Raw genomic sequence first — 13,166 nt, 5'->3', positions numbered from 1 at the left:
GGCTCGGCAGCGAGTGTCCGAGCAGGATACGACGCACGTAGATGATCTGTGTGCCGCTCGGGGCAACGCGGCTCCGCCGAACGAGTGACCAAGGGGTGAGGGTCCGGTGTGCGGTGCATGGACCGTGCCGGCGCGTGTGCGGAGCGTGGCCGTGAGCCATCGCCGCGCGGCGCTGATACGCTGGTAGCCCGTGGACCGGTGGGCGAGAACCCCGGAACCGCACCCACAGACCGCGACCACGGGAGCCCCCTCTTGGCCATGCCGCCCAAATCCTCGACGACCAAGCACATCTTCGTCACCGGGGGTGTCGCCTCCTCGCTCGGCAAGGGGCTGACCGCCTCCAGCCTGGGCATGCTGCTCAAGGCCCGGGGTCTGCGCGTCGTGATGCAGAAGCTCGACCCGTACCTCAATGTCGACCCGGGCACGATGAACCCCTTCCAGCACGGTGAGGTCTTCGTCACCAACGACGGTGCCGAGACCGACCTGGACATCGGACACTACGAGCGGTTCCTCGACCGCGACTTGGACGGCTCCGCGAACGTCACTACGGGCCAGGTGTACTCGACCGTCATCGCCAAGGAGCGGCGCGGCGAGTACCTCGGCGACACCGTGCAGGTCATCCCGCACATCACCAACGAGATCAAGCACCGGATCCGCCGGATGGCGACCGACGAGGTCGACGTGGTGATCACCGAGGTCGGCGGCACGGTCGGCGACATCGAGTCGCTGCCGTTCCTGGAGACCGTCCGCCAGGTGCGGCACGAGGTCGGCCGCGACAACGTGTTCGTGGTCCACATCTCTCTCCTGCCCTACATCGGCCCCTCGGGTGAGCTCAAGACGAAGCCGACCCAGCACTCGGTTGCGGCGCTGCGCAACATCGGTATCCAGCCGGACGCGATCGTGCTGCGCTGCGACCGCGAGGTGCCCACCGCGATCAAGCGGAAGATCTCGCTGATGTGCGACGTCGACGAGGCCGCCGTGGTCGCCTGCCCCGACGCCCGCTCGATCTACGACATCCCGAAGACCGTGCACGGCGAGGGCCTCGACGCCTACGTCGTCCGCAAGCTGGACCTGCCCTTCCGGGACGTGGACTGGACGACCTGGGACGACCTGCTCGACCGGGTCCACAACCCCGACCACGAGATCACCCTCGCCCTGGTCGGGAAGTACATCGACCTGCCCGACGCCTATCTGTCGGTCACCGAGGCGCTGCGCGCCGGCGGCTTCGCCAACAAGGCCCGCGTGAAGATCAAGTGGGTCACCTCGGACGACTGCAAGACCCCGGCCGGCGCCCAGGCGCAGCTCGGTGACGTCGACGCCGTCTGCATCCCGGGCGGCTTCGGCGACCGCGGCGTGCTCGGCAAGGTCGGCGCGATCAAGTACGCCCGCGAGAACCGCATCCCGCTGCTGGGCCTCTGCCTCGGTCTGCAGTGCATCGTGATCGAGGCCGCGCGCAGCCTCGCGGACATCTCCGACGCCAACTCCACCGAGTTCGACCCGGCCACCTCCCACCCGGTCATCTCCACCATGGCCGAGCAGCTCGACATCGTGGCCGGTGAGGGCGACATGGGCGGCACCATGCGGCTCGGCATGTACCCGGCCAAGCTGGCCGAGGGCTCGATCGTGCGCGAGGTGTACGACGGCAAGGAGTACGTCGAGGAGCGCCACCGGCACCGCTACGAGGTGAACAACGCCTACCGCGCGGAGCTGGAGAAGAAGGCGGGCATCGTGTTCTCCGGCACCTCCCCGGACGGCAAGCTCGTCGAGTACGTCGAGTACCCGCGCGAGGTCCACCCGTACCTGGTCGCGACCCAGGCGCACCCGGAGCTGCGCTCGCGTCCGACGCGTCCGCACCCGCTCTTCGCGGGCCTGGTGAGGGCCGCGGTCGAGCGGAAGATCTCGAAGTAACACGCCCAGTTGTACGGTGGCCGGGGTGCGCACCTTCGGAAGGTGCGCACCCCGGCCGCTTTTTTCACGCAGGGCACGCGCACGACCGCTTCACGTCGGGAAGGACAGGCATGACGATCAAGGACAGCCCGGAAAAGTGGGAGATCCGCGGGACCGGGACCCCGTTCGTGGGCAACAAGACCTCCGTGCGCACCGACGACGTGGTCATGCCCGACGGCACCGTGGTCCACCGCGACTACCAGGTCCACCCCGGGTCCGTGGCCGTCCTGGCCCTCGACGACGCCGACCGGGTCGTGGTGCTGCGCCAGTACCGGCACCCGGTGCGCCAGAAGCTGTGGGAGATCCCGGCCGGCCTGCTCGACGTCGCCGGCGAGAACCCGCTGCACGCCGCGCAGCGCGAGCTGTACGAGGAGGCGCACGTCAAGGCGGAGGACTGGCGTGTGCTGACCGACGTCTACACCACGCCCGGCGGCTGCGACGAGGCCGTACGGATCTTCCTCGCGCGTGGGCTGTCGGAGGCCGAGGGCGACCGCTTCGAGGTCGAGCACGAGGAGGCCGACATGGAACTGGCCAGGGTCCCCGTCGAGGAGCTGGTGCGCGGGGTGCTGGCCGGTGAGCTGCACAACAACTGCCTGGTGGTGGGCGTCCTCTCACTCGTCGCCGCGCGGACCGGTGACGGACTGGACGCGCTGCGCCCGGCGCAGGCACCGTGGCCGGCGCGGCCGTTCGAGGTCTGACGCCCCCAGGGGTGCCGTGACGCGCGGCCCGGCCTCCGCGGAGGCCGGGCCGCGCGGCTTCCCGGGCCCTTCCACCGCCCCTGCCGAGCCGTCAGTCTTACGATCTGTTGATCCGATCGGGCGAGTCTTGCTCCCGGTGCCGCGCTCCTCACGGAACGTCGCAGAGCGTGAACTAGGCTCTGGAAAACGCCCGATCCGGAGACCCGGCGGGCTTGCGCGTGCGGTGGGACGGGAGTGTGGCCCGTGACGGATCAGGCGGTGGACCCGGACGGTGTGCGGCTCCCTCGGGACGCTGCCCCGGAAGGTCGATTCCTGGGCCGTACCAGGGAGTTGAAGGAGCTGCGTGCCGACATCGAGCGCGCGGGCCTGGACACCCTCTCCGGCCGCAAGGCGCCCCGCGCACGCGTACTGCTCATCGCGGGCCGGCCCGGCTCCGGCCGGTCGGCCCTCGCCGAGGAACTCGTGCGCCAGGTCGCCGACCGCTACCCCGACGGGGTACTGCGCACCCGCCTCAGCGAACCCGACGGCACGCGCGTGCCGGTCGGGCGTGCCGCACGCGAGCTGCTCGACGCGCTGGAGACGCCCGCCCCGGCAGGAGCCCCGGAGGACGAGCTCACCGAGGCGCTGCGCACCGCCCTGGCCGAGCGCCGCACGGTGCTCCTGCTGGACGACGCGGCCGACGCCGAGCAGGTCGACGCACTGCTCCCGGACAACCCCGACTGCCTGGCCGTCACCGTCTCCTCGGGGCCGCTCACCGGCATCGCCGACGTCCGCCCCTGCACCCTCGGCGGCCTCGACACCAAGTCCGGGGTGGAGCTGCTGTCCCGGTTCACCGGATCGGTGCGCATCACGGTCGACCCCCGGGCCGCCGAGCGGCTCGCCGAACAGTGCCAGGGCCAGCCCGCCGCGCTGGTGCTCGCCGGGGGCTGGCTCGCCGCCCGGCCCAAGGCGGCCGTCGCCGACCTGGCCAAGCAGCTGCACACCGACACCGGTCAGGGCGCCGCCGTCGGCCGTGTCGTCCGGCTGGTGCACGACTCGCTGCCCGCGACCGCCGCCCGGACGCTGCGCCTGCTCAGCCTCGCCCCGGAAGGCCTGGCCGACCCGCACACCGCCGCCGCGCTCGCCGGCTGCTCCGTGGAGGCCGCCCGCGCCACCCTGGACGACCTGGCCGCCCACGGCCTGCTGCACGCGGTGCGCTCCTCCCACCCGCAGTACCGGGTGCCCTGCTGCCTGCACCCCCTGCTGGACGACCTCGCCCGGACCCACGAGCGGCCCGCCGAGCTCCAACTGGCACGCGCCCGCATGCTGGAGCGGACCGTACGGCTGCTCCAGTCGTGCAGGGCGATCACCGAGACCGACAGCCCCCAGGCACGCGAGAAGCTCCTCGGCATGCCGAGCGCCCTGCGCTTCCCCAGCCCCCGGGCGGCCGCCGACTGGCTGCGGCTGCGCAGGCCCGCCCTGCTGGCCGCCGCCCGGCTCGCGGTCGCCGACGGGGAGCTGGACACCCTGGCCCGGCGGCTGATGTCCCAGCTGGTGCGCGCCCTCGTCGCCCACTTCGGCACCCAGGCGGCCGCGAGCGACCTGTACGACATCCACGGCCTGGTCCTCGACGTCGCCGAGCGCCGCGGACTGCCCCGGGAGCGGGCGGCGGCCCTGCTGAACCTCGGCGACCTCGACGCCCACACCGGCCGCACGGCCGAGGCCCTGGCGCGCTACCGGGCCGCGCTGGACGCCGGACGCGAGGCGAACGACCCGTACGCGACCGGCCGCGCGATGGAATCCGTGGGCGGGGCGTACCTGGAGCTCGGGGACTACGACCGGGCGGCGGACTGGTTCGGCCGGGCCCTCACCGAGCGCCTCGCCCGCGGCGAGCGCCCGGAGGCGGCCCGGCTCTACGGCCGGATCGGCGCCGCCCACACCTACGCCGGCCGCTACGGCGAGGCCCTGCGCAACTGGCGCGCGGCCGTCGCCGGGCACCGCCGGTGCGGGGACCTGGCCGCCCAGGCGCGGGCCCTGAACGAACTGGCGCGGGTGCAGGAGTACGCGGGCCGGTTCGACGAGTCGCTGCGCACCTGCCGGGAGGCCGTGGAGTGGGCCGGCCGGGCCGAGGACACCCGGTTGCAGGCGGCGCTGCACCTGCGGCTCGCCGACTCCTTCGAGCACCTCGGCGACCCCGCGTCGGCCGCACTGCACCGCGGCACGGCCGAGCGGATGCTGGCCGAGGAGGCCCCGGAAGACGACTCCGAGGCGGAACACGGCGATAACGCCTGCGAAATCCGTAGCGTATCCGCTGAAGATTGATGCAATGGAAGGCTAGACAGCGGGAACGCCTTCATTAAACTGGCTCTGCCGCACCTTCTTCTGCGGTCTCTCCCGGTGTGCCCGTGCGTGCCCGGGTATGTGTAGTGATATCCCCATACCCTCTGAGCCAAGGACCGTGATCGACGTGAAGGTCGGCATCCCCCGCGAGGTCAAGAACAACGAGTTCCGGGTGGCCATCACCCCCGCCGGTGTGCACGAACTCGTGCGCCACGGCCACCAGGTCGTCATCGAGCGCGGCGCCGGCGTCGGCTCCTCGATCCCGGACAGCGAGTACATCGCCGCGGGCGGGCAGATCCTGGACACCGCCGACGAGGTCTGGGCCGCCGCCGACCTGCTGCTGAAGGTCAAGGAGCCCATCGCGGAGGAGTACCACCGCCTGCGCAAGGACCAGACCCTCTTCACCTACCTGCACCTGGCCGCGTCCAAGGAGTGCACGGACGCCCTCCTGGAGTCGGGCACCACCGCGATCGCCTACGAGACCGTCGAGCTGCCGAGCCGCGCGCTGCCGCTGCTCGCCCCGATGTCCGAGGTCGCGGGCCGGCTGTCCACCCAGGTCGGCGCCTACCACCTGATGCGCGCCCACGGCGGCCGCGGCGTGCTCCCCGGAGGCGTCCCCGGCGTGCTGGCCGGCAAGGCCGTCGTCATCGGCGGCGGCGTCTCCGGCTGGAACGCCGCCCAGATCGCCATCGGCATGGGCTTCCACGTGACCCTGCTCGACAAGGACATCAACAAGCTCAAGGAGGCCGACAAGGTCTTCGGCACGAAGATCCAGACCGTGGTCTCCAACGCCTTCGAGCTGGAGAAGGCCTGCCTGGAGGCCGACCTCGTGATCGGCGCGGTGCTGGTCCCCGGCGCCAAGGCCCCGAAGCTGGTCACCAACGAGCTCGTCTCGCGGATGAAGGCCGGAAGTGTCCTTGTCGACATCGCGATCGACCAGGGCGGCTGCTTCGAGGACTCCCACCCGACCACGCACGCCGAACCGACCTTCAAGGTCCACGAGTCGGTCTTCTACTGCGTGGCCAACATGCCCGGCGCGGTGCCCAACACCTCCACCTACGCGCTGACCAACGCCACGCTGCCGTACATCGTGGAACTCGCCAACCGCGGCTGGGCGGACGCGCTGCGCCGCGACCCCGCGCTCGCCAAGGGCCTCAACACGCATGACGGCAAGGTCGTTTACAAGGAGGTCGCCGAGGCGCACGGTCTGGAGCACGTCGAGCTCGCCTCGCTGCTCGGCTGAGCCGCCCGGACGGTAAGTCGACCAAGTCGCCGACCCGCAAAGGCGATACGTCAACACAGGTCGTCAACGTCGCGTACCCGGCCGGACCTTGCACGACAAGGTTCGGCCGGATGTGTGTATGGTCACTTCCGGATTCCGGGACAACTCGCCTCGAACGTAACCCTTCTACCGATTAGCACACCCGTGAAACCTGCCGTGCGACGGCCGTACGCCCTTGACAGAGGGATGTTTCATTGCCGACACATCGGGCCGGGTCCGGCGGATTGTGTTGCTGCGAACGGCCGACACGCCATAGAGTCGCCAATCGTCGGCATGGTGCCACGCTGACCTGTCTAGAAGTTTCCTGGTCACCAAGGAGGTAAGACGACTTGTGAATGAGTCGACATTTACTCCCGGGGGTGGTCAACCAGGAATGCCCGCGCCGGGCCAGGGGCCCGCGGGATTCGCTGCTGTCGGCTCCGTCGCTGTGCGCACCTTCGCAGCCCACCGGAGTCACCGGACTCCAGGGGTGACTCACCCAGCACACCAGAGCATGGATGGCCATCACGTGAACGCCATGGCCGGCGACGGAAGTGGCGCGCCCCACAACCATTTCGCCGACTACGACGAACTGCCCGAGGGGCACTTCTACGACCCCGACGCCGAGTACGAGCCGGATCCCGAGTACGCGGCCACGCTCGCGCCCGACGCGGCGCGCCAGCGCCGCGAGCGCATCGGCCCGACCGGACGCCCGCTGCCCTACTTCCCGATCCCGGGCCCGCTGACCGACCACGGCCCCGCGAAGATCATCGCGATGTGCAACCAGAAGGGCGGCGTCGGCAAGACCACGTCGACCATCAACCTGGGGGCCGCGCTCGCGGAGTACGGACGCCGGGTGCTGCTCGTCGACTTCGACCCGCAGGGCGCGCTGTCGGTCGGTCTCGGCGTCAACCCGATGGAACTCGACCTCACCGTCTACAACCTGCTCATGGAGCGGGGCATGGCGGCCGACGAGGTGCTGCTGAAGACCGCGGTCCCCAACATGGACCTGCTGCCCAGCAACATCGACCTGTCGGCGGCCGAGGTGCAGCTGGTCAGTGAGGTCGCGCGCGAGTCCACGCTGCAGCGGGCGCTGAAGCCGCTGATGGACGACTACGACTACATCGTGATCGACTGCCAGCCCTCGCTCGGTCTGCTCACGGTGAACGCGCTGACCGCCGCGCACAAGGTGATCGTGCCGCTGGAGTGCGAGTTCTTCGCGCTGCGCGGTGTGGCGCTGCTGACCGAGACCATCGAGAAGGTCCAGGAGCGGCTCAACCCCGACCTGGAGCTCGACGGCATCCTCGCCACCATGTACGACTCGCGCACGGTGCACAGCCGTGAGGTGCTCGCGCGGGTGGTCGAGGCGTTCGACGACCACGTCTACCACACGGTCATCGGGCGCACGGTCCGCTTCCCGGAGACCACGGTCGCCGGTGAGCCGATCACCACGTACGCCTCCAACTCCGTCGGTGCCGCCGCCTACCGCCAGCTCGCCAGGGAGGTGCTCGCCCGGTGTCACGCCGAGTGAGTCTGCCGGGGGCCGACGAACTCTTCCGTACGACAGGGGGGACGGCGCTCCAGGCGTCCACTCCCCGGCGCTCAGGCGGCGACGCCCGCGTTCCCGCTCCCGCCGGGGAGGGCGACGCGGCGGCGGCCGCGCAGGAGGACGCGCCGCAGTCGGTGCCCGCGCAGGGCGGCGACGGCGAGGGCGCGGAGCATGTCGCGGCGGACGCGGAGCCGGACGGGGCCGGTGAGTCCCGCAGCCGGGGCACGACGGGCTCCGGGCGGCGTCAGGCGGCGCAGGAGGGCGCGGCCCCGCGCAAGCGGGGACGGGCGGCGGCACGACGGCCCAGCGGCCGGGAGCGGCACGACGAGAAGATCACCGTGTACGTGTCCGCCGAGGAGCTGATGGACCTCGAGCACGCGCGTCTCGTCCTGCGCGGCGAGCACGGTCTCGCCGTCGACCGCGGCCGGATCGTCCGTGAGGCGGTCGCCGTGGTCCTCGCCGACCTGGAGAGCCGGGGAGACGCCAGCATCCTCGTACGACGCCTCCGCGGACGGTAGCGGTAGCCTGCGGAGGCCATGACCTCGAACGACGCCCCCGCCCCCGCCCCCGGCGACCGGCCGCCCCGCCGCCGCACCCTGGGCCGGGGCCCGGGCGCGTGGCCGTCGGCACCCGCGCCGGACGGCCCGGCCGCCGGGCGCACGCCCGGGGAGGGCACGGGCGCGCAGACGTCCCCGGAGCCTTCGCCGCCGGAGACCGGCGCCGGCGGCCCCGGGGAGCCGGTCCCGGCGGCGCCCGCCCCCGCGCGCGGGATGCCCGGGGAAGCGGCGGACGCCGGGCTCCCCGCGCCGGTCGCACCGGCGGCGACGCCGGAGGACGGAGCGGCCGGGCCGGGGGAGGAGCGGGACGGCGGGATGTCGACCGGCGTCCCTCCGGCCGTCGACCCGGTCGTGACACCGGGGGACGCCGCGCGAGCCGGAGGGGCGGTCGCGGCCCTCCCGGACGAGGCCGCGGCCGAGCACGCCGTCGCACCGCGCGCACCGGAGGCGGCCGGGGAAGCCGTCCCGGACGCGTCGGCCCCGGGCACCGGCGCCGACGACGACAGTGGGCGGTTCAGGGTTCGGCTGGCGAACTTCGAAGGTCCGTTCGATCTGCTGCTCCAGCTGATCGCGAAGCACAAGCTGGACGTCACCGAGGTCGCCCTGTCCCGGGTGACCGACGAGTTCATGGCGTACATCCGCGCCCTGGGGCCGGACTGGGACCTGGACGAGACGACCGAGTTCCTCGTCGTGGCCGCCACGTTGCTCGACCTCAAGGCCGCGCGGCTGCTGCCCGCCGCCGAGGTGGAGGACGAGGCCGACCTCGCCCTGCTGGAGGCCCGCGACCTGCTGTTCGCGCGGCTGCTGCAGTACCGCGCGTACAAGCAGATCGCCGAGATCTTCGACCGGCGCCTCCAGGACGAGGCCCGGCGGTATCCGCGTACGGTGGGGCTCGAACCGCAGCACGCCGAGCTGCTGCCCGAGGTCGTCATCGGCATCGGCGCCGAGGGCTTCGCCAGGCTCGCCGTCAAGGCGATGCAGCCCCGGCCCAAGCCGCAGGTGTACGTCGACCACATCCACGCGCCGCTGGTCAGCGTGCAGGAGCAGGCCGGGATCGTCGTCGCGCGCCTCAGGGAGCTCGGTGAGGCCACCTTCCGCGCGCTCGTCGAGGACACGGACGACACGCTGACCGTCGTGGCACGGTTCCTCGCCCTCCTGGAGCTGTACCGCGAGAAGGCCGTCGCCCTGGACCAGGAGACCGCCCTCGGCGAGCTGACCGTGCGCTGGACCGGCGGGGACGGCGGCGCCGAGCCGACGGTCACCGACGAGTTCGACCGGCCCCCCGAGCAGCCACAGGAGGAGAGGAAGCCGTGAGCGAGGAGACGACCGGAACCCCCGCCGGGCTGCGCACCGTTGCGGACCTCGACCTCAGGCCCGCCCTGGAGGCGGTCCTCATGGTCGTGGACGAGCCCGCGACCGAGGAGCATCTGGCGAAGATCCTGGAACGCCCGAAGCGCCAGGTCGCGGACGCGCTGCGCGAGCTGGCCGACGAGTACACCGTCCAGGGCCGCGGCTTCGAGCTGCGCCTCGTCGCGGGTGGCTGGCGCTTCTACACCCGCCCCGAGTACGCCGCCGCCGTCGAGCGCTTCGTCCTGGACGGCCAGCAGGCCCGGCTGACGCAGGCCGCGCTGGAGACCCTCGCGGTCGTCGCCTACCGCCGGCCGGTCAGCCGCAGCCGCGTCTCCGCGGTGCGCGGAGTGAACTGCGACGGTGTGATGCGCACCCTCCTCCAGCGCGGTCTGATCGAGGAGGCGGGCACGGAACCCGAAACAGGTGCGATCCTGTACACGACGACGAACTACTTCCTGGAGCGGATGGGCCTGCGCGGTCTGGACGAGCTCCCGGAGCTCGCGCCCTTCCTCCCGGAGGCGGAGGCGATCGAGGCCGAGACACAGGAAGCCGTACCGTCGTTCGATCCGGACGCCCCGGAGCCGGACGACGGTCCCCCGACGAACACGACGACGACGGAATTCTGATGCGAAGCAGCGGCAGCGGTAAGAGCGGCGGACGCGGTAACCACCGCGGTGCCGGCAACAACAGGGACCAGAAGCAGGGGCAGGGCCGCCCCCGCAAGCCCCGCCCCGAGGAGCGCCGCTACGACGTGGGCCCCGGGGGGACCAAGGAGGGCCCGAAGTCCGGGCGCGGCGGTGCCAATCCGTCGTCCCGGAGCGGTGGCGGCCGTACCGCCCCCGGGCGTTCGCGCGAGTACGAGACGCGGATGGAGGAGCGCAACCGCGACCGGTACGCGGGCAAGAAGGACGTGAAGCTCCCGAAGACCTTCCCCGGCGCCGAGCAGGAGGGCGAGCGGCTGCAGAAGGTGCTCGCGCGCGCGGGCTACGGCTCCCGGCGTGCCTGCGAGGAACTGATCGAGCAGGCGCGGGTCGAGGTCAACGGCGAGATCGTCCTCGAGCAGGGCCGCCGGGTCGACCCGGAGAAGGACGAGGTCAAGGTCGACGGCCTGACGGTGGCCACGCAGTCGTACCAGTTCTTCGCCCTGAACAAGCCCGCCGGTGTCGTGTCGACCATGGAGGACCCGGAGGGGCGCCAGTGCCTCGGTGACTACGTCACCAACCGTGAGACCCGGCTCTTCCACGTCGGGCGGCTCGACACCGAGACCGAGGGCGTCATCCTGCTCACCAACCACGGCGAGCTGGCGCACCGGCTGACCCACCCCAAGTACGGCGTGAAGAAGACCTATCTCGCGCACATCGTGGGCCCCATCCCGCGTGACCTGGGCAAGAAGCTCAAGGACGGCATCCAGCTCGAGGACGGCTACGCGCGCGCGGACCACTTCCGGGTCGTGGAGCAGACCGGCAAGAACTACCTCGTCGAGGTGACCCTGCACGAGGGCCGCAAGCACATCGTGCGCCGCATGCTCGCGGAGGCCGGGTTCCCGGTCGACAAGCTGGTGCGCACCGCCTTCGGACCGATCACCCTGGGCGACCAGAAGTCGGGCTGGCTGCGGCGGCTGTCCAACACCGAGGTCGGGATGCTGATGCAGGAGGTCGACCTCTAGAGTCCGGCCCCCGAAGAGGGTTGTCTCCACCCCGCACCCCCTTTTATAGTCGTAGTGACTATAAAAGGGGGTGCGGGTCATGGACGGCTACGACAAGTACGCCTTCGAACCCTTCGCCGTCACCGTCGACCTCGCCGTGTTCACCCTCCGCGCGGGCGCGCTGCACGTGCTGCTCGTCGAGCGCGGCCGGGAGCCGTACGCCGGACAGTGGGCACTGCCCGGCGGCTTCGTCCGGCCGGACGAGTCCGCCGAGAGCGCCGCGCGGCGCGAACTGGGCGAGGAGACCGGGCTGACGGACGTGTCCGGGCTGCATCTGGAGCAGCTGCGGACGTACAGCGAACCCGACCGCGACCCCCGGATGCGGGTCGTGTCGGTCGCCTTCGCCGCGCTGCTTCCCGACGCGCCCGAGGCGCACGGCGGCAGCGACGCCGCACAGGCCCGCTGGGCGCCGTACGGCTCCGTGCGCGACCTCGCCTTCGACCACGGCCGGATCCTGGCCGACGCGCGGGAACGCGTCGGCGCCAAGCTCGAGTACACCTGCCTCGCCACCGCCTTCTGCCCGCCCGAGTTCACCCTCGGAGAGCTGCAACAGGTCTACGAGGCCGTCTGGGGCACCGCCCTCGACCGGCCCAACTTCCGGCGCAAGGTGCTCGCCACGCCGGGCTTCGTCGAAACCGTCCCCGGCGCCGCACGCCTCACCGGCGGCCGGGGCAAACCCGCCGCGCTGTACCGCGCGGGCACCGCCGCCGCCCTCCACCCGCCGCTGCTCCGGCCGACCCCTGAAGGACGCCCCGCATGACCACGACCACCGTCACCAAGCGCGCCGCGACAGGTGCCCTGACCGGACTCGCCCTCGGGGACGCGCTGGGGTTCCCGACCGAGTTCAACGACGTCCCGTCGATCCTCGCCAAGTTTGGCCCCTGGCGGGGGATGGACCTGCCCAGACCGGCGATCGTCACCGACGACACCCAGATGACCCTCGCGCTCGGGCGGGGGCTGCGCACGGCCATGGACCGGGGACCGCTCACCCCGAAGCGGCTGGAGCGGCCGGTGCGCGAGGAGTTCGTGGAGTGGTGGCGCTCGCCCGAGAACAACCGGGCGCCGGGCAACACCTGCCTCAAGGCCTGTCACCTGCTGTCCCGCGAGGACCGGCCCTGGCAGGACGCAAGCCAGACCGGCTCCAAGGGCTGCGGCGCCAACATGCGCGTCGCCCCCATAGGCCTGGTCCCCGGCCTGACCGACGAACAGCGTTCGGGAGCCGCCCAGTTGCAGTCGGCCCTCACTCACGGGCACCCCACCGCGCTCGCCGCCTCCGACCTCACCGCCCACGCCGTCAGGCTGCTCGCCCAGGGAGCCGAGCCGACCGGCCTGATCGGCCTCCTGCGCTCCTACGCCTACGAGAACCGCACCCGCTACCACGAGTTCTGGCTCGGCGACCTGTGGACCCGCGCGCAGGACCCCACCCCCGAGCACTTCATCGCCCGCGGCTGGGACGAGTGCCTGGAGATCCTGGGACGCCTCCAGGACGCCGTGCGCACCGTCTCGCCGGAGACCGACCCGTGCCTGGCCACGGGCGAGGGCTGGATCGCCGAGGAGGCCCTGGCGACCGGCCTGCTCTGCTTCCTCCTCTTCGTCGACGAACCCCTCACCGCCCTGCGCCGCGCCGCCTGCACCGCGGGCGACTCCGACTCCATCGCCTGCCTCGCGGGCGCCTTCGCGGGCGCGTACCTGGGCGCGGACGCCTGGCCGGCGGAGTGGGCGGACCGCATCGAGTACCGGGGTGAGCTGCTGGCGCTGGGGACGCTCTGGGACGCTTGAC

11 protein-coding genes are annotated in these 13,166 nt (G+C 72.0%); all 11 read left to right on the top strand.

The window, feature by feature from the left end:
• Positions 1-258: 258 nt before the first annotated feature.
• The 11 genes from F1615_RS22075 (at position 259) to F1615_RS22025 (ending at position 13,165) form a co-directional block, all read left to right on the top strand.
• Positions 259-1,908 carry a CTP synthase gene (locus F1615_RS22075; RefSeq protein WP_149550762.1) on the top strand — a complete coding sequence of 550 codons (1,650 nt, stop codon included), beginning with the start codon at positions 259-261 and terminating at the stop codon, positions 1,906-1,908.
• A gap of 110 nt (positions 1,909-2,018) precedes the next feature.
• On the top strand, positions 2,019-2,645 hold the full coding sequence (locus F1615_RS22070) for an NUDIX domain-containing protein (protein WP_149550761.1): 627 nt from the start codon (positions 2,019-2,021) through the stop codon (positions 2,643-2,645).
• A 243-nt stretch (positions 2,646-2,888) separates the two neighbouring features.
• Positions 2,889-4,946 (top strand): tetratricopeptide repeat protein, encoded by a 2,058-nt coding sequence (locus tag F1615_RS22065; RefSeq protein WP_149550760.1) that lies wholly within the window; start codon positions 2,889-2,891, stop codon positions 4,944-4,946.
• Between the two features lie 136 nt (positions 4,947-5,082).
• A complete protein-coding gene (gene ald, locus F1615_RS22060) occupies positions 5,083-6,207 on the top strand; it encodes an alanine dehydrogenase (RefSeq protein ID WP_149550759.1) in 1,125 nt (374 codons plus the stop codon).
• A gap of 412 nt (positions 6,208-6,619) precedes the next feature.
• Entirely contained in the window at positions 6,620-7,756 is a 1,137-nt protein-coding gene (locus F1615_RS22055) for a ParA family protein (protein ID WP_149550758.1), read from the top strand.
• Positions 7,741-8,292, top strand: a complete 552-nt coding sequence (locus F1615_RS22050; RefSeq protein ID WP_244328812.1) for a hypothetical protein — start codon at positions 7,741-7,743, stop codon at positions 8,290-8,292. The genes F1615_RS22055 and F1615_RS22050 overlap by 16 nt, the downstream gene beginning before the upstream one ends.
• A gap of 18 nt (positions 8,293-8,310) precedes the next feature.
• Positions 8,311-9,645, top strand: coding sequence for a segregation/condensation protein A (locus F1615_RS22045; protein ID WP_149550757.1), 1,335 nt, complete (start codon positions 8,311-8,313; stop codon positions 9,643-9,645).
• Entirely contained in the window at positions 9,642-10,307 is a 666-nt protein-coding gene (gene scpB / locus F1615_RS22040; RefSeq protein ID WP_149550756.1) for an SMC-Scp complex subunit ScpB, read from the top strand. The genes F1615_RS22045 and scpB overlap by 4 nt, the downstream gene beginning before the upstream one ends.
• A complete protein-coding gene (locus F1615_RS22035; protein ID WP_149550755.1) occupies positions 10,307-11,347 on the top strand; it encodes a pseudouridine synthase in 1,041 nt (346 codons plus the stop codon). The genes scpB and F1615_RS22035 overlap by 1 nt, the downstream gene beginning before the upstream one ends.
• A 79-nt stretch (positions 11,348-11,426) precedes the next feature.
• Complete coding sequence (locus F1615_RS22030) at positions 11,427-12,146, top strand: NUDIX hydrolase (RefSeq protein WP_149550754.1); 720 nt, start codon at positions 11,427-11,429, stop codon at positions 12,144-12,146.
• Complete coding sequence (locus F1615_RS22025) at positions 12,143-13,165, top strand: ADP-ribosylglycohydrolase family protein (RefSeq protein ID WP_149550753.1); 1,023 nt, start codon at positions 12,143-12,145, stop codon at positions 13,163-13,165. Before F1615_RS22030 ends, F1615_RS22025 begins: the two co-directional genes overlap by 4 nt.
• Position 13,166: the final 1 nt, after the last annotated feature.

The organism is Streptomyces marokkonensis (genome assembly GCF_008312835.1).
Taxonomy (GTDB): domain Bacteria; phylum Actinomycetota; class Actinomycetes; order Streptomycetales; family Streptomycetaceae; genus Streptomyces; species Streptomyces marokkonensis_A.
This window is presented reverse-complemented; position numbering and strand designations above follow the sequence as displayed.